This is a genomic window from Mesorhizobium sp. WSM3862, assembly GCF_002294985.1.
Lineage (GTDB): Bacteria > Pseudomonadota > Alphaproteobacteria > Rhizobiales > Rhizobiaceae > Mesorhizobium.
In genome coordinates, this window is record NZ_NSGE01000005.1 from 502,911 (window position 1) to 520,562 (window position 17,652).

At 65.9% G+C, this 17,652-nt stretch carries 16 protein-coding genes; 4 read left to right on the forward strand and 12 right to left on the reverse strand.

The window, feature by feature from the left end; translation table 11 throughout:
* Positions 1-123 precede the first annotated feature (123 nt).
* Positions 124-891 (forward strand): SDR family oxidoreductase, encoded by a 768-nt coding sequence (locus CK224_RS18190; protein ID WP_095782665.1) that lies wholly within the window; start codon positions 124-126, stop codon positions 889-891.
* A gap of 49 nt (positions 892-940) precedes the next feature.
* Here CK224_RS18190 and CK224_RS18195 read toward each other — a convergent pair whose 3' ends face one another.
* The 10 genes from CK224_RS18195 to CK224_RS18240 form a co-directional block, all read right to left on the reverse strand.
* Complete coding sequence (locus tag CK224_RS18195) at positions 941-1,885, reverse strand: ABC transporter permease (protein WP_095782666.1); 945 nt, start codon at positions 1,883-1,885, stop codon at positions 941-943.
* Positions 1,882-2,937 carry an ABC transporter permease gene (locus tag CK224_RS18200; RefSeq protein ID WP_095782667.1) on the reverse strand — a complete coding sequence of 352 codons (1,056 nt, stop codon included), beginning with the start codon at positions 2,935-2,937 and terminating at the stop codon, positions 1,882-1,884. The genes CK224_RS18195 and CK224_RS18200 overlap by 4 nt, the downstream gene beginning before the upstream one ends.
* Before the next feature lie 30 nt (positions 2,938-2,967).
* Positions 2,968-4,479, reverse strand: a complete 1,512-nt coding sequence (locus CK224_RS18205; protein WP_095782668.1) for an ABC transporter ATP-binding protein — start codon at positions 4,477-4,479, stop codon at positions 2,968-2,970.
* Between the two features lie 163 nt (positions 4,480-4,642).
* Positions 4,643-5,668, reverse strand: coding sequence for a BMP family protein (locus CK224_RS18210; protein ID WP_095782669.1), 1,026 nt, complete (start codon positions 5,666-5,668; stop codon positions 4,643-4,645).
* A 146-nt stretch (positions 5,669-5,814) separates the two neighbouring features.
* A complete protein-coding gene (locus tag CK224_RS18215; protein ID WP_095782670.1) occupies positions 5,815-6,762 on the reverse strand; it encodes an ABC transporter permease in 948 nt (315 codons plus the stop codon).
* Between the two features lie 3 nt (positions 6,763-6,765).
* On the reverse strand, positions 6,766-7,740 hold the full coding sequence (locus tag CK224_RS18220; RefSeq protein ID WP_095782671.1) for an ABC transporter permease: 975 nt from the start codon (positions 7,738-7,740) through the stop codon (positions 6,766-6,768).
* A gap of 1 nt (position 7,741) precedes the next feature.
* Positions 7,742-9,205: a sugar ABC transporter ATP-binding protein gene (locus tag CK224_RS18225; protein WP_066998249.1), complete on the reverse strand. Its 1,464-nt coding sequence runs from the start codon at positions 9,203-9,205 to the stop codon at positions 7,742-7,744.
* Positions 9,206-9,250: 45 nt separating this feature from the next.
* Entirely contained in the window at positions 9,251-10,267 is a 1,017-nt protein-coding gene (locus CK224_RS18230) for an ABC transporter substrate-binding protein (protein WP_066998252.1), read from the reverse strand.
* Between the two features lie 95 nt (positions 10,268-10,362).
* Entirely contained in the window at positions 10,363-11,253 is an 891-nt protein-coding gene (locus CK224_RS18235) for an SMP-30/gluconolactonase/LRE family protein (protein ID WP_095782672.1), read from the reverse strand.
* Entirely contained in the window at positions 11,253-11,447 is a 195-nt protein-coding gene (locus tag CK224_RS18240) for a 4-oxalocrotonate tautomerase family protein (RefSeq protein ID WP_066998377.1), read from the reverse strand. Before CK224_RS18240 ends, CK224_RS18235 begins: the two co-directional genes overlap by 1 nt.
* Positions 11,448-11,588: 141 nt before the next feature.
* Here CK224_RS18240 and CK224_RS18245 point away from each other — a divergent pair, with 141 nt between their 5' ends.
* Positions 11,589-11,927, forward strand: a complete 339-nt coding sequence (locus CK224_RS18245) for a putative quinol monooxygenase (RefSeq protein ID WP_095782673.1) — start codon at positions 11,589-11,591, stop codon at positions 11,925-11,927.
* 22 nt (positions 11,928-11,949) lie between these two features.
* Here CK224_RS18245 and CK224_RS18250 read toward each other — a convergent pair whose 3' ends face one another.
* Both CK224_RS18250 and CK224_RS18255 read right to left on the reverse strand, forming a co-directional pair.
* Positions 11,950-12,690, reverse strand: coding sequence for a response regulator transcription factor (locus tag CK224_RS18250; protein WP_066998258.1), 741 nt, complete (start codon positions 12,688-12,690; stop codon positions 11,950-11,952).
* A complete protein-coding gene (locus CK224_RS18255) occupies positions 12,690-13,967 on the reverse strand; it encodes a histidine kinase (protein ID WP_095782674.1) in 1,278 nt (425 codons plus the stop codon). The genes CK224_RS18250 and CK224_RS18255 overlap by 1 nt, the downstream gene beginning before the upstream one ends.
* Before the next feature lie 228 nt (positions 13,968-14,195).
* Between CK224_RS18255 and CK224_RS18260 the strand changes: the two genes are divergently transcribed.
* Together CK224_RS18260 and gnd are read left to right on the forward strand one after the other, a co-directional pair.
* A complete protein-coding gene (locus CK224_RS18260; protein WP_095782675.1) occupies positions 14,196-16,613 on the forward strand; it encodes a glucan 1,4-alpha-glucosidase in 2,418 nt (805 codons plus the stop codon).
* 31 nt (positions 16,614-16,644) lie between these two features.
* Entirely contained in the window at positions 16,645-17,652 is a 1,008-nt protein-coding gene (gene gnd, locus CK224_RS18265) for a phosphogluconate dehydrogenase (NAD(+)-dependent, decarboxylating) (RefSeq protein ID WP_095782676.1), read from the forward strand.

Consider the following 17,652-nt stretch of genomic DNA (forward strand, 5'->3'; position numbering starts at 1 on the left):
GAGGATCCGACAAAATGCCTGTAGCTCCGGCTTTTCGGCGGCAACCGGCCTTGCAAGTGCTTGGCTATTCGATACGCGAGGGGATAGCATCAAAATAGCCTCACAGGACTCAGGGAGAGAAAAATGGGTGGAAGGCTGGCGGGCAAGGTCGCCATCATCTCGGGCGGCGCGACGGGCATGGGTGGAGCGGCTTCCGAGCTGTTTGCCGCCGAAGGCGCCAAAGTGGCGATCATCGACCGCAATGGCGATGCCGCCGGCAAGACCGCCGCGGCGATCCGCGCGCGCGGCCATGTCGCCGAGCATTTCGTAGCCGACGTTTCCGACGAGGCGCAGGTCGAGGCGGCGGCGAAGGCGGCCGCGGAAAAATTCGGGCTGGTGACCGTGCTGTTCAACCACGCCGGCACCATTGTGATTAAACCCTTCTTGGAGACGACTCTGCAGGAATGGGACTGGCTGCACGCCGTCAATGTGCGTTCGATGTTCCTGATGACGCGCGCGGTGCTGCCCGGCATGATCGCCGCCGGCGGCGGCTCGATCGTCTGCACCTCGTCGATCTCGGCGGTGGCGGCGACGCCGAACGAAGTGCTCTATGACACCACTAAAGGCGCCTGCCACATGTTCGCGCGTGCCATCGCGGTGGAGTTCCGCGATCGCAACATCCGCTGCAATGCCATCTGTCCCGGCTTCATCCGCACGCCGCACGGAATGCGCGAGGTCGCCGACCTCGGCAAGCTCGGCGTCGATGTTTCCGATGCCGCCATGGCCGCGCAACAGGGCCGCATCGGCGAGCCGGAGGAAGTGGCCAAGGCGGCGCTGTTCCTGGCGAGCGACGAATCGAGCTTCGTCAACGGCGCGCATCTGTTCGTCGACAACGCCTTCACGGCGATCTGAGGCGTCCCAAGCTTGGCGCCCTTCCTCTACCCCGGCGATCGGAATCTACCTACCGTTCCTCGCGTCGAAACGGCTTCAGCAGCGCCGAAGGCGCGACCGCGTTGCGCGAAATGAAGGCCATCGCGACGATCGTGAAGATGAAGGGCAGCATCAGGAAGGCTTCATAAGGGATGTGGCCGAGCCCGCTGGCCTGCATCCTGAGCTGCAGCGCGTCGACGAAGGCAAAGAGCAATGCCGCCCCCGCCGAACGCCACGGGTCCCAGCGGCCGAACACCACCAGCGCGATCGCCACCCAGCCGCGGCCCGACACCACGCCGAAGGTGAAGGCGTTGAACTGCGCCATGGTGAGGAAGGCGCCGGCGAGCCCCATCAGCGCGCCGCCGAGGATCACCGCCTGGAAGCGCGTGGCGATCACGCTGACGCCGGCGGAATCCGCCGCGCGCGGGTTCTCGCCGACCATGCGCACCGACAGCCCCCAGGGCGTGCGGTAGAGCACGAAGGCGGCAAACGGAACGGCGATGATCGCGAGATAAACCAGCGTGAACTGGTTGAACACCGCCGGACCCAGGATCGGAATTTCCGACAGCAGGGGGATCGGCGCCGGCTGAAAGCCCTTGATGCTGGGCGGCACCGATTGCTGGCCGAAGATCAGCCGGTAGAGGAAATAGGCGAGCCCAGAGCAGAACAGCGTCACGCCGATGCCGCAGACATGCTGGCTGAGGCCCAAGACCACCGTGAACAGCCCATGCAGCGCGCCCATCGCCGCCCCGACAAGCACGGCCACCAGCACGCCCAGCCACAGGCTGCCGCTCAGGCTCGCGGCGGTGAAGCCGGCCATGGCCGCCAATAGCATGATGCCTTCAATGCCGAGATTGAGCACGCCGGCGCGCTCGGAAAACATCTCGCCTAGCGTGGCGAAGGCGAGCGGTGTGGCGATGCGGATGATGGCGGCGAGAAAGCCGACCTGAAAAATCTGCTCGAACACCGCGCTCATGCGGGCGCCCCCACGCGGCGGATGCGGTAGGCGGTGAAGAGCAGCGCCACCAGCATCGCAAGCAGCGCTGTGCCTTGGATGACCTCACTGAGAAAGGCCGGCACGCCGGTTGCGCGCGACATCGCCTCGGCGCCGGTCATGACCGCGGCAAGGAAGATCGCGGCCGGCACGACGCCGAGCGGATTGAGCCGGGCGAGCATGGCGACGACGATGCCGGAATAGCCGTAGCCCGGCGAGATGTCGCTCATCACCTGGAAGTGGACGCCACCAACCTCGCCGACGCCGGCCAGTCCGGCCAGCGCGCCGGAAAGCAGCGCGGTGGAGAGCAGCACGCGCTGGGTATTGATGCCGCCATAGCGGGCCGCCTCCGCATTCTCGCCGGTGACGCGGATGCGGAAGCCAAGCGTGGTGCGCGCGATCAGGAACCAGCAGACGGGCGCTGCGATCAGCGCCACGACGACGCCGATATGCAGCCTTGTGCCTTCGATCAGCACCGGGAAATTGGCGGAATCCTCGATCGGCGGCGAGATCGGATAGCCGGAAAAGGTGTCTTTCCACGGCCCCTCGATCAGCGCCATCAGCGCGTAATAGATGACCGAGTTGAGCAGCAGCGAGCTGACCACGTCGTCGACCTTGAATTGGACGCGCAACGTCGCCGGCACAAGCGCGATGAGGGCGCCGGCCACCGCGCCGGCCAGCACCATCAGCAGCATGGCGAGCGGTCCCGGCATCGGGATGGCGCCTACGGCACAACTCGCAACCGCGCCGGCGAGCAGCTGGCCTTCGGCCCCGATGTTCCAGAATTTGGCGCGGAAGGCGATTGCCACCGCAAGGCCGGTGAAGATCATCGGCGCGGCGCGAACCAGCGTCTCGGTGATGGCGTAGCTGTCGCCGAGCGAGGCCGAGAGCATCACGCCATAGGCCTCGATGACACCGGCGCCGGCGACAGCGATGAGACCGCTGCACAAAACCAGCGCGACGGCGATGGCGAGCAGCGGCAGTGCGAGATTGAACCAGGCCGGAGTCGAGCTGCGGGCTTCGAGACGGAACATCAGGCGTGCTCCCGAGGCAATTCCATAGCTCTACGCCCTCCCCTCCGCGCCGGTCATCAGCAGCCCAAGCCTCGCGACGGTGGCCTCCGAGCCGGAAAGCGTGCCGGCGATGCGGCCTTCGTACATCACCGTGATGCGGTCGCACAGCATCAGCAACTCCTCGAGATCCTCGCCAATCACGATGATCCCGCAACCCTTGGCACGCATGGCGAGGAACTTCTCGTGGATGAACCGGCCGGCGCCGATGTCGAGGCCGCGCGTCGGCTGCGAAACGACCAGCACCTTCGGGTCGAAGGCGAGCTCGCGCGCCAAAAGCGCCTTCTGCAGATTGCCGCCGGAAAGCGCGCCGGCGCGCGTCATGGGCCCGGGACAGCGTATGTCATAGGCCTTGATCTGCGCCTCCGCGAAGGCGCGGATCGCGGCCGGATCGAGCAGTCCCTTGCGGCTGAAGGCCTCGGTGCCGATGCGGGGCAGCACCATGGAGTCGGCTAGAGGCAGGTTGGTGACCAGCCCGGTCGTCATCCGGTCCTCCGGAATGCGGCCAAGGCCGAGCGCCTGCAGCTCGCGCGGCGAAAATTGCGCAACTGCTTTGCCGGCTATCGTCATCGAACCGGCACTCGGCGACAGCATGCCGGAGATCACATCAGCCAGCGCCCGTTGGCCATTGCCGGAGACGCCGGCAACGCCGAGGATCTCGCCGGCGCGGACGAAGAGCGAGACCTCGCGCAGCGGCGTGCCGCCATGCGCTGAGGTGGAGACGCCGTCGAGCGTCAGCACGGGCGCGCCAGGCGTCGAGACCTCCTTGATCGGCGGCATGATTTCGTGGCCGCACATCAGCTTGGCCATCTCGGCCGAGGTGGTTCCTGCCGGATGATCGACGCGGCCGGCGACCTTGCCATGCCGAAGCACGACGCAACGATGGGTGAGCGCCCTGACTTCGTTGAGCTTGTGCGAGATGAAGATGATGCCGAGCCCTTGCGCCGCCATCGAGCGCAGCGCGGCGAAGAGGCCATCGACCTCGCTGGGCGCCAGCACCGCCGTCGGCTCGTCGAGGATCAGGAGCCTGGCGCCGCGAAAGAGCGCCTTGATGATTTCCAGCCGCTGCTGCTCGCCGATCGAGAGCGCCGAGACCGGCAGGCCGGGATCGAGATGTAAGCCATGCTGGCGGCCGATCTCCTTCAGCCGCGCCAGCCCGCCCGTGCGGTCGATGCGGCCGGACTTGCCGGCAATGCCGATCAAGAGGTTTTCCAGCACCGTCAGCCGTGGCGCCAGATGGAAATGCTGATGCACCATGCCGATGCCGGCCGCGAGTGCATCGGCCGAATTGTGGATGGCGACCGGCCTGCCCTCGACCAGGATCTCGCCGGCGTCCGGCGCATAAGCGCCGAACAGCACGTTCATGAGCGTCGTCTTGCCGGCCCCGTTCTCGCCGAGCAGGCCAAGGATCTCGCCGGGGGCGACGCTGAGATCCACGCCCTCGTTCGCCTTGACGGCGCCGAAACTCTTGGTGATGCCGCGCATTTCGATCAGAGGGACGGGCAAGGATGCTCCTAATATCCCTCCCCCTCGAGGGGAGGGTGGCCCGCAGGGCCGGTTGGGGTCGCCCGCGACGCGCTCCATCTTCAGTCGTCAAGGTCGAGCGGTTGAGACGACCCCTCCCGCCTCGCTTCGCTCGGCACCCTCCCCGCAAGGGGGAGGGTACTGGTCAATCCGACACCGGCGTGTTCTCGTCGACGTCGACGCGGAAATTGCCTTCCAGGATCTCGGCTCTCTTCTTGGCGACCAGGTCCTTGACCTCGGCCGGCAGCGTCTTGTCGAACTTGTGATAGGGGGCGAGATCGGAGCCGCCCTTGGCCATGCGCGAGAAGTCGCCATAGTCCTGCGCGGTGAAGACGCCCGCCTTGACCAGCTTGATCGCCTGCTCGACCGTCGGATACATGTTCCATACCGGGCCGGTGATCACCGTGTCGGGTCCGAGGCTCGACTGATCGGACATGTTGGAGATGGCGTAGATCTTCTTTTCGACCGCCGCCTCGATGACGCCGAAACGCTCGGCATAGATGACGTCGACGCCGGCATCGATCTGCGCGATCGCGGCCTCCTTGGCCTTCGGCGGATCGAAGAAGGAGCCGATGAAGGCGACCTTCCGCTTGATGTTTGGATTGACCTCCTTGGCGCCGGCGAAGAAGGCGTTGACCAGCCGGTTCACTTCCGGAATGCCCATTGCCGCGACAGCGCCGATCGTGCCCGACTTCGACATCTTGCCGGCGATCAGCCCGGAGAGATAGGCCGGCTCGTGGATCCAGTTGTCGAAGACGCCGAAATTGGGTTCGGCCGGCCCGGCGCCGGAGCCGAACAGCCAGGCCGTGTTCGGGAACTGCTTTGCCGTGCGCCGCGATTCGCGCTCGGCGGCGAAGGCGTCGCCCAGCACCAACTGGTAGCCGCCTTGCGCATACTCGCGCATCACACGGCTGAAGTCGGCGGTCTGCACCTTCTCCGACCATTTGTATTCGATGCCCAGTTCCTTCTCGGCCTTCTGCAGGGCGACATGGATCTGGTTGTCCCACGGCTCCTCGATCGGCGTCGCGAAGATCGCCGCCACCTTCAGCTTCTTGTCCTTGGCGAAGGCCACGCCGGGCAGCGCCGCCGCGGTCAGCCCAAGGGCGCCGAGTTCCAGCACATTGCGCCGCGACAGGCCGGCGCGTTGCGTTTTGCGATGATCGTTTTCCATTGAAATCCCCTCTGCTCGACAGCCGTGTCGAGCCGGCCGTTCAAAACATGTCAGACGGGAGGACTATGGAACGACGCCCGACCTTTGTCCACATGGTCAAATTTGGCTGCGGCGACCCCGCAGAGCGACCCCCTCCTCGCGACTTGTCACCGCACAGCCTTCTCGCCACCCGCCGCCGTGATCACCCCGACGATGATCAGCCCGGTCAGCACCAGCCGCACGCCGGCGCTGACGCCGAAGGTGTTGAGCATGGTGAGCAAAAGCACCAGGAACAGGCCGGCGCCCCAGACGCCGGGCACGTTGGCCTTGCCGCCGGCGACCGAGGTGCCGCCGATGACGACGACCGCGATGGAGGCGAGCAGATATTCATTGCCGATATCGACATTGGCGCCGCGGAAATAGCCGGCAAGCAGCGCGCCGTCGATGCCACCGAGCGCGCCGCAAAGCGTGTAGGTGAGGAAGCGGATGCGGCCGACATTGACGCCGGCCAGCCAGGCGGCGCGGATGTTCTGCCCGATCGCCAGCACCGAGCGGCCATAGATCATGCGCTGCAGCGCCAGCGCCGCGGCGACGGTGAAAACCACCGTCAGTATCGCCAGCACCGGGATCCCCAGCACCTGCCAGTTGGTGAAATCGGCAAAGCCCGGCGGCGGCTTGATCTGCAGGCCGCGCCCGTAGCTGATGTCGACCGACTGGATGATGAAGCTCGCCGACAGCGTCGCGATGATCGGCGGAATCCTGAGCGCCCAGATCAGCAGATAGTTGATGGCGCCGATCGCCGCGCCGCAGGCGAGCGCCGCCAACAGCCCGACGACGATCATCGAATCGCTGCCGCCCATAACCTTCATCGCCACCGCGCTCGCCAGTCCGATATTGGCGGGCAGCGACAGGTCGACATTACCGGGGCCGAGCGTGATGACGAACATCTGGCCGACGCCGACGATGACGGTGAAGACGGCAAGCGAAAGTGCCGCCGTGATCATGCCGCCGGCGCCATAGCCGCCGGTGAAGGCGACGGTCGCCACCCACACGAGAACGGCGCCGACGAAGGACCAGAGCCAGGGTTTTTCAAGCAGCATCCGTACAGAGGTCATCGTTCACCTCTCCCTGCGGCTGATCAGCACCCGGGCCGCCAGCACGATGATCAGGATCGCGCCATTGGCAGCCACCTGCCAATCGGGCGGGATGTGCATGAAGGTCAACAGCGGCGAGGCGGCCAAAGCCAGCGTGAGCGCGCCGATGACCGCGCCGATCGGCGACACCCGGCCGCCGACGAACTCGCCGCCGCCAAGGATGACGCCGGCAATCGAAAGCAGCGTGTAGCCGTTGCCGATATTGGCGTCGGCCGAAGTGGTGATGCCGATCAGCGCCATGCCGGAAAGCACGCCGAACAGGCCGGTCAACGCGAAGAGCACGATCTTTGTCTTGAGCAGCGACCAGCCGGCGCGCCTGAGCGCCGCGGCATTGCCGCCGGAACCGCGCAGTATGACGCCATATGAAGTGCGCATCAGGCCAAAATGCACGATCGCCGCGATGAGCAATGCCGCCAGGATAGGGAACGGGATATAGGGCGGCTTGAAAGACATGATCGCCAGCAGCCAGTCCGGAGCCTTGCCGCCCGGCTTCGGCAGGATGAGGATAGCCAGCCCCTGCCAGACGAAGCTCATGCCGAGCGTCACCACGATCGAGGGCAGGTTGCGCAGATGGATCAGCGCGCCGAGCAGCGCGTAGACGCCGATTGAACCGAGCAGCACAGCGACACCGATGAGCGGCGCATCCCTGAGCCAGGTGGCGGTGACGCAGCCGACAAAGCCGACGAAAGTGCCGATCGACAGATCGAGCTCATTGCCGGCGATGACGAACATCTGCGCGATCGTCGCCAGCGCGATCGGGATCGCCAGGTTCAGCATCAGGTTGAAGCCGAAATAGCTGATGGCACGCGGATTGAGCCAGGCGATGGCCATCAACACTAGCGCCAGCGACAGCGCCGGCAGCAGGCTGCGCAGCATGCGTGCGCGGGCCGCGCTGCCGCGGGAAGATTTGGGGACCGTGCCGGGAGCGATCGCCGTCATCTCAGGCCGTGTCGCCGAACGAGGACTGGATGATCTTCTCCTCCGTCAGTTCGTCGCGTCCAAGATTGGCGACGATGCGGCCGTTCTTGAAGACATAGACATGGTCGCAATTGTCGAGCTCTTCAGTTTCGGTCGTGTACCAGAGGAAGGTGCGGCCCTTTCCGGCCTCCTCGCGCACGAGGTCGTAGACCTCGAGCTTGGTGCCGATGTCGACGCCGCGCATCGGATCGTCCATCAGCACGATCTCGGCATCGGAGCCGAGCGCGCGCGCAAACAGCGCCTTCTGCTGATTGCCGCCCGACAGCGAATAGATGTTGTTGTTCATGTCCGGCGTGCGGATGCCGATCTTCTTCTTCCAGAATTCGGCCAGCTCCGCCTCGCGCTGCGGCGAGATCAGCAGGCCGTCGCGCAGGCGCTGAAGCGAGCGGATGCCGATGTTCTGGGCGATCGACCATTGGGCGAAGATGCCGTCCGCCTGGCGGTCGCCGGCGACCAGCGCCACCGGCGCCGTCACTTCGATGCCGGCCCTGTCGCGCGAGGCGGCCGAGAAGATCGCGAGCAGCAGGTCCGTCTGGCCATGCCCGGCGAGTCCGGCAAGGCCGATGATCTCGCCGGCGCGGGCGACAAGCTCCTTGCCATCCTGCTGCCGCGCCGGGCGCGCCCGCACCCTGAGCGCCCCGACCGCGACCTTGCGGGTCTCGGCGGCGGCCTTCTGATGTTCCCCGGCGCCGCCCATCGCGGCGACCAGCTTGTCCCGGTCGAACGCGCTTGCGGCGTCGGCGGCGACCACCTTGCCGTCGCGCATCACCACGATGCGGTCGGCATTCTGCAGCACCTCGCCCAGCACATGGGAGATCAGGATGCAGCTGCCGCCCGCGGCGACGAAGCGGCGCACGAATGAAAGCAGCTGGCCGGCCGTGTGCGCATCGAGCGACGAGGTCGGCTCGTCGAGGATGACCAGATGCAGCGGCTCGCGGGTCAGCGTGAAGGCGCGCGCCACCTCGACCATCTGGCGGCGTCCGATCGACAGATCGCCGGCAATGTCGTCCGCCGCGATGCCGTGGTCGGGAAAGATCTCGTCGAGCTTGGCCTGGATGAGATCGGCGGCCTTGCGCCGCCAGCCGAGCCCGCTGAGCGAGGGATGGTTGATGCGCGTGTTCTCGGCGACGCTGAGGTTTGGGCAGAGCGACAGCTCCTGGAAAACGCAGCGTATGCCGAGCTCGAGCGCGCGCGCCACGGAATAGCTCGCTTCCTGATTGCCGCGCACCGCGATCTGCCCGCCATCGGGCCGCAGCGTGCCCGCAACCATATGCATCAGCGTCGACTTGCCGGCGCCATTGTGCCCGACCAGCCCGACGCATTCGCCGGCGCCGACATGGAAGTCGACGCCGTTGAGCGCGCGGACGGCGCCGAAGTGCTTTTCGGCGCCGTCCAGCCTGACGATGTCTGCAATAGCCTGGAGCATCCTCAACGATATCCGGTCGGCGATGCGGCTGGCAACGTCGCGCCGCTATTGCTTGATGTTGGCCTTGATGGCCGCGATCGCGTCTTCCTGGGTGTATTCGTGGGTAGCGACGCCGCCTTCCTTGATCTTCGGCAGCGCGGCCTCGAAATTGTCCTGGGTGAAGGCGAGATACGGCACCAGCAGATCGTGCGGCACGTCCTTGCGGCCGTCGAGCACCTGCTGCGCCACCCAGAAGGCGAGCGTCGACACGCCGGGCGCGATCGAGGCCGACCAGGTCTGGTAGCCGTCCTTGTCCTTCTGCTCCTTCCACCACTTCAGCTCGTCCTGACGGTTGCCCATGATGATGGTCGGACGCGGCTTGCCGGCGGCGGCGAACGCTTGCGCGGCTCCATAGCCGTCGCCGCCCTGGTCGACGACGCCGACGATCTCCGGCAGCGACGGCAGGATGGTCGCCACCGCCTTCTGCGCCGTGGTCTGGTCCCAGTCGCCGGTCACGGAGCCGACGATCTTGAACTCGGGATGGGCGGCGACGCCTTCGAGGATACCGGCATGGATGGCATCGTCGATCGAGGTGCCTGCCAGCCCGCGGATTTCCAGCAAATTGCCGCCCTTCGGCTGGAATTTGGCCATCTGCTCGACTTCCTGCCTACCCATGTCCTTGAAGTCGACGACGACGCGGTAGGCGCAAGGCTCGGTCACGATGCCGTCGAAGGAAACGACGACGATGCCGGCGTCGCAGGCCTGCTTGATGGCGCCGTTCAGCGCATCCGGCGAGGCGGCGTTGATGACGATGGCGTCATAGCCCTGCAGGATCAGGTTCTGCACCTGCGCGGCTTGCGTCGGCACTTCCTTGTCGGCGGTGGTGAAGACATCCGCCGCCGCCACCACCTTGTCCTCGACCGCCTTCTTGGTGACGATGGCGTAGCTGTCGAGCATCGCCTGGCGCCACGAATTGCCGGCATAATTGTTGGAGAAGGCGATCTTCTTGCCGCTCGTGTCGGCAAGCGCGGTGCCCGAGGCGAGCATGGCTGCAAAGGCGCTCAAGACCAGTAGTTTCTTCATGTCATTATCCTCCCAGATGTGTTGACTGCTGCACTTCCCACCGGCCCCTGCGGGCCGGCTTCACTCCCATCCGATCTGAGCGCGAACGGTCCCGCTCAAAACAGCCTCAATCCCGGCACCCGTACCCTTAGCCGGTAGAGCGACGTCGACGCGGCGATGTAGAGGCTACGCAGGTCCTCGTCGCCGAAGGTGAAATTGGCACAATCTTCCGGCGTCGCGATGACGCCGAGGAGATCGCCCGACGCGTCAAAGACATGGATGCCGCCCGGGCCGGTGCAATAGAGGTTGCCGCGGCTGTCGATCTTCATTCCATCCGGCGCGCCTGGCGCATCGCCCTCGGTCACAGCCCATACGGCGCCGCCATTGAGGTCACCATTGGATTCGACGCCGAACACACGGATGTGACCACGCGTGGTATCGTTGACGAAGAGCCGCGATTCATCGAGCGAGAAGCAGAGCCCGTTGGGCTGCTCGAAATCGTTGGCAAGCAACGTCAGCCCGGCGCCGTCGCCGTCGATCCGGTAGACGCCCTGGTAGGACAGTTCCTGCGGCCTCGGCACGCCGTAGAATTCCGCTCGACCGTAGGTCGGATCGGTGAAATAGATCGAGCCTCCAGTGGCGACGACAATGTCGTTCGGGCTGTTGAGCTGCTTGCCCTGGTAATGGCTGGCGAGAACGGTCGTGGTGCCGCCCGGCTCGGCGCGGGTGACGCGGCTGCTGGCGTGCTCGCAGGTCACCAGCCGCCCCTGCCGGTCGAGCGTGTTGCCGTTGGCCATGTGGCTCGGGTCGCGGAACGCCGCGATTTCGCCGGAAGCGCTGCGCCGGTACATGCGGCTTTGCGGAATATCGGAAAAGACCAGCCATTTCTCATAGGGATGCCACACCGGACCTTCGATGAAGCCGTAGCCGGTGGCGAGCCGCTCCATCGTCGCATTGCCGACGACGTCATCAAAGCCGGAATGACGGGCGCGCGCCGGGGTCGACATCACGGGCTCTTGGGTTCCCGCACCGGCTTGCCGGCGACGAACCAGTCGCTGCCCGGCACGTCCTCGATCACCACCCAGATCGCTTCCATGGGCAGTTCGGCGACCTCGCTGATCGCCTCGGCGACCCGGCGCGAGATCTCGTTCTTGCGCTTTTGCGAATGACCCTCGAGTATCCGTATGCTGACGAACGGCATGAGCGCTTCCCCGGGATTCTTGTTTTGTAGGACAAAAGCTAGTCGGGACGCGGACCGGGCGATAGCGGTCTAAGCGCAGCACCGACTGTGGTTTTGCACAGTCGGCGCCGGCATCCGCGGCTGCAGACAGGAGAACCATTGATGGCGGAGAGATGCGGCAGGCCGATCGTACGGATTGCGGAGCTGGAGATCGATGCCTTCCAGCTCGACATCTTCAGGGCCTTGCTCGCCGAAGAGATCGAGGCCTCGGTGCAGAACGAGCCCGGCGTGTTGTTCCTGCACGCGGTCTCGATAAAAGGTTCGCCCGAAACGGTGCGCGTCATCGAATGCTACGTCGATCATTCCGCCTACCACGCCCACCTGACCGCGCCGCACTTTCTCACCTACAAGGCGCGGACGGCTGATATGGTCAGGTCGCTTCGATTGATCGAGACCGAGCCGATCGTTCTGAGGGCCAAGAGCAATCAGCATTCAAGCTGAGCCTGTTCACCCATCGCGGGGCTTACTGCTCCTGCAACGGCGTTGCCTGCGCGAGCCAGGCGTCGAGCTGCTCCTGCTCGCGCCGCAGCGCGTCGATGTTGATCAGGCCGCGCGCCATGGCCAGATAGATCGCGCGGGTGCGCGAATTGAACACCGACGCCTCGCCAGCGCCCTCCTCCGGCGGCACTATTCCGAGCTTCTCATAGACATGCTTGATGCGGCTCTGCGCGCCGCGGATCGACAGGCCGCGCCGCGCCGCGATCGCTCGGTCGGTGAGGCCGAGCGCGATGTCGATCAGGCTTTCATACTCGCCGTCGGTGATGCCCTCGAACCGGTCCTGGACGCGGTGCTGGATGCCGCGGATCTCGCGGTCGATGATGCAATGCCCCTCGCGGAACACGCCGCGCAGCGCCGAGCGCATGCCTTCTTCCGTCGCCGATTTCAGCACATAGCCATAGACCGACCCCGGCGGCACGATGCGGGCCACGCCGCGCACATAGGCCTCGTCGGCGAAGTTGGACCAGAACAGGATATGCGTGCCGGCGCGTTGGCTCCAGATGGCGCGCGCCACCTCGATCCCGGTCGCCTTGGGCAGTTGCAGGTCGAGCACGACGTGCGGCGGCTGCCGTTCCGCCGCAAGATTGATGGCGTCCTCGCCGTCGCCGGCTTCGATCACCTCGACATCGCCGGGCCACAATTGCTCGACGGTCCGCCGCGCGAAGGTGCGATGCAGGCCGTCATTTTCGGCGATCATGACCAGCATCAAACTGCCTCCGCCACCGGCTGAGCTTCGGTTATCGCGGTGCTGCACGCCGCCGCCTTGGCCTCGGCGGACTCGCGATCGATCTCGATCACGACCCTGGTGCCGCCCTTGCGGTCGGCCGGCTCGAAACGCAGCCGCGCCCCGACAAGGGCCGCTCGCGTGTGCATGTGGCCGATGCCGCCTTGAGCGGCGGGATCGATCGCGCCGCAGCCATGCCCGTCGTCGGTGACGGTCACGTTGAATGTGGTTGCCGTCGACGCCAGCTGCACCTCGATGCGGCTTGGCGCGGCATGACGGACCGCATTGTTGATGGCTTCCTGCACGATACGGTAGAGCGCGGTGCGAAGCGTTTCCGACAGGCCGTCGGCGCTGCCGTCGCTGGTGTCGGCGATGCGCACCGCGATCGGCGGCTTGGCCCTGGCAACGCTGCGGTTGAGATGTGCCTCGACCGCGTCGCGCAGGCCGAACAGTTCCAGGACGCTCGGCCGCATGTCGTCGACGATGTGGCGCAGCTCCGCCAGGCAGCCCGCCACCTCCTGCTCGAGATCGGCAAGCTGGGCCGTCCGCGCCACGCCCCGGCTGCGGAAAGCTGAAACCTGACGTGCTATGCGGGCAAGGTCGGCGAGCGTCTGGTCGTGCAGGTCCATGGCCATGCGGCGCCGCTCGCGCTCCATGCCCTCGGTCAGTTGCGAGGCGCCGACTCTCAAAAGTTCCGCCCGGTTGCGCGCCTCGCTTTCGGCGAGCATGGCGCGGCGCGCTTCCTCCGTCTGGATCAGCGCGAACATATAGGGCCCGATGAGGTCGGCGCATTGCTGAGCGACCTCGACGTCCTCTTGCGAGTAGCAGCCGGCCTTGTGCCGGCTGATGTTGAGCGCGCCGATCACGCTGCCGCGTGCCCGCAGCGGCACGATGATGCGGCTGCGCAGCTTGGCGGCGAAGATCGGTCCGTCGAACGCTCCCTCGAAGTGAAATCGGTCGTCGAGAAGCGCGTTGTCGGTCAGAAGATAAGGCGTGTCGCCCCACAGCACGCGCCGGATCGGGCTGCCCTCGACCGGATGCTGCGCCAGATCGCTCCAGCTGGTATGGAAGCCGGCCTCGTAGCAGGCATGCATGCGCCCATCGAGCGACAACACCGCCAGATCGATATGGTCGTGCGGGATGAGCGTGCCGATTTCGATCGCTGTCGCCCGGAACGCGGAGCCCGGATCGATATGGCCGGCGAGCGCCCGCGAGATTGCGAGCAGCCGATCGATCAGCTGGGGAGATACCTCCGACATGTCTCCTCCCTGTCCCCCTGATGAATGCCGTGGAACGACAGCCAAGCCGCGCTGCACGGCGCTGCCTCGATCCTGTTTTCCGCAGTTCCTCCCTGCCCGAGAAATAGTGAGCGCTTGACGGCGCCGCTGTCAACGATGGGTGACGCGACCCGAGCCCGATCAACTTCGGGTGCGGCGATTGAAAAGCCGCCGGCTCCTGGTCTAGGAACGGCCGCAGGAGGCCAATTGATGGCAGTGACGCCGACCGTTGCTCAGGGCGCCCCGGGAATTCCCGCGCGCTGGACGTCAAGCGCCAAGAGCGGTGTCGGCACCGGGCTTTCAGCGAACAGCCCGCTTTGGTTCACCATCAGTCACGGCATATTGAACGAGGTCTATTATCCCCGCCTCGACAGCGCCTGCACGCGCGACCTGGGGCTGATCATAACCGGTCCCGATGGCTATTTCTCGGAAGAGAAACGCGATGCCGCCCACCTTATCGAGCCATTCGAAGCCGGCGTCCCCGGCTATCGCTTGGTCAACACGGCGGTCAACGGCTCCTATCGGATTGAAAAGCGCATCGTTACGGATTCGAAACGGCCCGTTCTGCTGCAGGAAATCACATTCGCGGCGCTCAAAGGCTCAGCCTCGGACTACCAGGTTTACGCGCTGCTCGCGCCGCATCTCGTCAATCGCGGCATGGGCAACACCGCCTGGGTCGGCCAACACAAGGGGCAGCGTGTCCTCTTTGCGTCAGGCCGCGGCGTCTCGCTCGCGCTTGCCGCCTCGCCGCCCTGGGGCGCATGCTCGGCCGGCTATGTCGGTTTCTCCGACGGCTGGCAGCAGCTGCGGAATGGCGGCGCGCTCGATCCTGCCGCTGAGCGCGCGGAGGATGGCAATGTGGCGCTGACCGGCGAGATCGGCTTCTCGACAGGCAAGGGCACCGCATTGCTGGCGCTCGGCTTCGGCGCCTCGCCGGAAGAGGCGGCGGAGGTCGCGCTGGCCAGCCTGAAGGACGGTTTCGATGCGGCCGCCGAAACCTATGCCGCCAACTGGCGGAGTTTCCAGTCCGGCCTGGAGACGCTCGACAGGCAAGCCGCCTCCGGCTTGAACACCTGCCGCGTCAGTACCGCGGTGCTTGCCTCGCATCTGTCGATCGCCAGACCTGGAGCCGCAGTCGCCAGTCTTTCGATCCCCTGGGGCTTCAACAAGGGCGACGACGATCTCGGCGGCTACCATCTGGTCTGGCCGCGCGACCTGGTCGAAACGGCGGGCGGCTTCCTTGCAGCCGGCGACGCCTGGCAGGCGCTCGATATTCTCACCTATCTCCGCTCGATCCAACAGCCGGACGGTCATTGGCCGCAGAACTGCTGGGCGAGCGGCACGCCCTACTGGCCTGGCATTCAGATGGACGAATGCGCCTTTCCGCTGCTGCTTGCCGACGCGCTCCGCCGCGCCGGCCATCTGCCGCGCGCGAAGCTCGACGACTTCCTAGCCATGATCGAAAGCGCGGCTTCCTATGTGGTGCGCAACGGCCCGGTCACCGGCGAGGACCGCTGGGAAGAGGACGCCGGCTACAGCCCGTTCACGCTCGCTGTCGAGATCGCGGCGCTGCTTGCGGCGGCTGACATGCTGGATGCTTGCGGCAAAAATGAACCGGCAAATTATCTGCGCGAGACGGCCGATTGCTGGAATGACCAGATCGAGCGCTGGACCTATGTCACCGGCACCGAACTCTGCGCCAGGGAGGGCATCGACGGCTACTATGTCCGCATCGCACCGCCCGACGGTGCTGGCGCCGCTTCGCCGAAGGACGGTTTCGTGCCGATCAAGAACCGCCCGCCCGGCGATAGCCATCGGCCGGCCGAGGCCATCATAAGTCCCGACGCGCTGGCGCTGGTCCGCTTCGGACTGAGAGCCGCCGACGATGCGCGCATCTTGAACACCGTCAAAGCCATCGACTCGCTTCTGCGCTGCGAGTTGCCGCAAGGCCCGCTCTGGTACCGCTATTCCGGCGACGGCTATGGCGAGCATGAGGACGGCTCGCCCTTCGACGGCACCGGCCGGGGCCGGCCCTGGCCGCTGCTCGCCGGCGAGCGCGCGCATTACGAGCTGGCCGCCGGGCGACCCGGCAAAGCGGCCGAGTTGCTCGAGACCTTCGAGCGCTCTGCCGGTGCAGGCGGCCTGCTGCCGGAGCAGGTCTGGGACAGACCCGACCTGCCGGAGCGCGAATTGCGGCTCAGCGCGCCATCGGGCAGCGCCATGCCGCTGGTCTGGGCGCATGCCGAGCACATCAAGCTGCTGCGCTCGCTGCGCGACGGCAAGGTCTTCGACATGCCGCCGCAGGGCGTCGAGCGCTACATCAAGCGCAAGACCGTGTCGCCGTTCAGGACATGGCGCTTCAACAACAAGATCCGCTCTCTTCCCGCCGGCAAGCTCCTGCGCGTGGAACTTGCGGCGCGCGGCGTGGTTCACTGGAGTAGCGACAAGTGGCTGACGGTGCGCGACGACAACACGGTGGAGAACGCCTTCGGCGTCCACCTGGTTGACCTGGATGTCGACGGCCTGCAGCCGGGATCGACGGTCGTCTTCACATTTTTCTGGCCGGAAGCCAGCCGTTGGGAGAATGTCGACTTCACCGTCGGCATCGATCCTTCGGATAGCCAGTAAGGTTCTTTCCTCAAGCTATTAGGATAACACCATGCAGATCGGAATGATGGGACTGGGCAGGATGGGCGCCAACATGGTGCGCCGCCTGATGCGCGACGGCCACGAATGCGTCGTCTACGACATCAATTCGGCAAGCGTCGCCGGCATGGTCAAGGACGGCGCCATCGGCGCCGCCTCGCTGGAGGAGTTCGTCGCCAAGCTCGCCAAGCCGCGCTGTGCCTGGCTGATGCTGCCGGCGGCGATCACCGGCAGGATCGTCGACCAGGTTGCGGCGCTGATGGAGCCGGGCGATATCATCATCGACGGCGGCAATTCCTACTATCACGATGCCGTCGACCAGGCGGCGAAGCTGGCGACCAAGGGCATCAATTTCGTCGATGTCGGCACCAGCGGCGGCGTCTGGGGGCTGGAGCGCGGCTACTGCCTGATGATCGGCGGCCCCGACGAAGCCGTGAAACACCTGGATTCGGTGTTCGCCACGCTGGCGCCGGGCGCCGACCCGGGCTCCAATCCGCCGAAAGACGCCGGAACCGCGCCTTACGGCTATCTGCATTGCGGGCCGAGCGGCGCCGGCCATTTCGTCAAGATGGTTCATAACGGCATCGAATACGGCGTCATGGCGGCCTACGCCGAGGGCATCAACATCCTGAAATCGGCCAATGCCGGCAAGCGCGCCCGCACGGCGGACGCCGAAACCAGCCCGCTCGAAAGCCCGCAATACTATCAGTTCGACATCGACCTGCCCGCCGTGGCCGAAGTCTGGCGCCATGGCAGCGTCATCGGCTCCTGGCTGCTCGATCTCACCGCCGGCGCGCTGAAGAACGATCCGTCGCTCGCCCAGTTCGGCGGCCGCGTCTCCGATTCCGGCGAAGGCCGCTGGACGCTCAAGGCCGCGATCGATACCGGCGTTCCGGCGCCGGTGCTCTCCTCGGCGCTGTTCGACCGCTTCTCCTCGCAAGGCGAATCCGCCTTCGCCGACAAGCTCTTGTCCGCCATGCGATACGCTTTCGGCGGCCATGTCGAAAAGCCGAAGGCGTGA

Bases quoted from the DNA above. Each gene is read 5' to 3' on its own strand.
- CK224_RS18190 (WP_095782665.1), top strand. From the start codon at position 124: ATGGGTGGAAGGCTGGCGGGCAAGGTCGCCATCATCTCGGGCGGCGCG.
- CK224_RS18195 (WP_095782666.1), bottom strand. From the start codon at position 1,885: ATGAGCGCGGTGTTCGAGCAGATTTTTCAGGTCGGCTTTCTCGCCGCC.
- CK224_RS18200 (WP_095782667.1), bottom strand. From the start codon at position 2,937: ATGTTCCGTCTCGAAGCCCGCAGCTCGACTCCGGCCTGGTTCAATCTC.
- CK224_RS18210 (WP_095782669.1), bottom strand. From the start codon at position 5,668: ATGGAAAACGATCATCGCAAAACGCAACGCGCCGGCCTGTCGCGGCGC.
- CK224_RS18215 (WP_095782670.1), bottom strand. From the start codon at position 6,762: ATGACCTCTGTACGGATGCTGCTTGAAAAACCCTGGCTCTGGTCCTTC.
- CK224_RS18220 (WP_095782671.1), bottom strand. From the start codon at position 7,740: ATGACGGCGATCGCTCCCGGCACGGTCCCCAAATCTTCCCGCGGCAGC.
- CK224_RS18225 (WP_066998249.1), bottom strand. From the start codon at position 9,205: ATGCTCCAGGCTATTGCAGACATCGTCAGGCTGGACGGCGCCGAAAAG.
- CK224_RS18230 (WP_066998252.1), bottom strand. From the start codon at position 10,267: ATGAAGAAACTACTGGTCTTGAGCGCCTTTGCAGCCATGCTCGCCTCG.
- CK224_RS18235 (WP_095782672.1), bottom strand. From the start codon at position 11,253: ATGTCGACCCCGGCGCGCGCCCGTCATTCCGGCTTTGATGACGTCGTC.
- CK224_RS18240 (WP_066998377.1), bottom strand. From the start codon at position 11,447: ATGCCGTTCGTCAGCATACGGATACTCGAGGGTCATTCGCAAAAGCGC.
- CK224_RS18245 (WP_095782673.1), top strand. From the start codon at position 11,589: ATGGCGGAGAGATGCGGCAGGCCGATCGTACGGATTGCGGAGCTGGAG.
- CK224_RS18250 (WP_066998258.1), bottom strand. From the start codon at position 12,690: ATGCTGGTCATGATCGCCGAAAATGACGGCCTGCATCGCACCTTCGCG.
- CK224_RS18255 (WP_095782674.1), bottom strand. From the start codon at position 13,967: ATGTCGGAGGTATCTCCCCAGCTGATCGATCGGCTGCTCGCAATCTCG.
- CK224_RS18260 (WP_095782675.1), top strand. From the start codon at position 14,196: ATGGCAGTGACGCCGACCGTTGCTCAGGGCGCCCCGGGAATTCCCGCG.
- gnd (WP_095782676.1), top strand. From the start codon at position 16,645: ATGCAGATCGGAATGATGGGACTGGGCAGGATGGGCGCCAACATGGTG.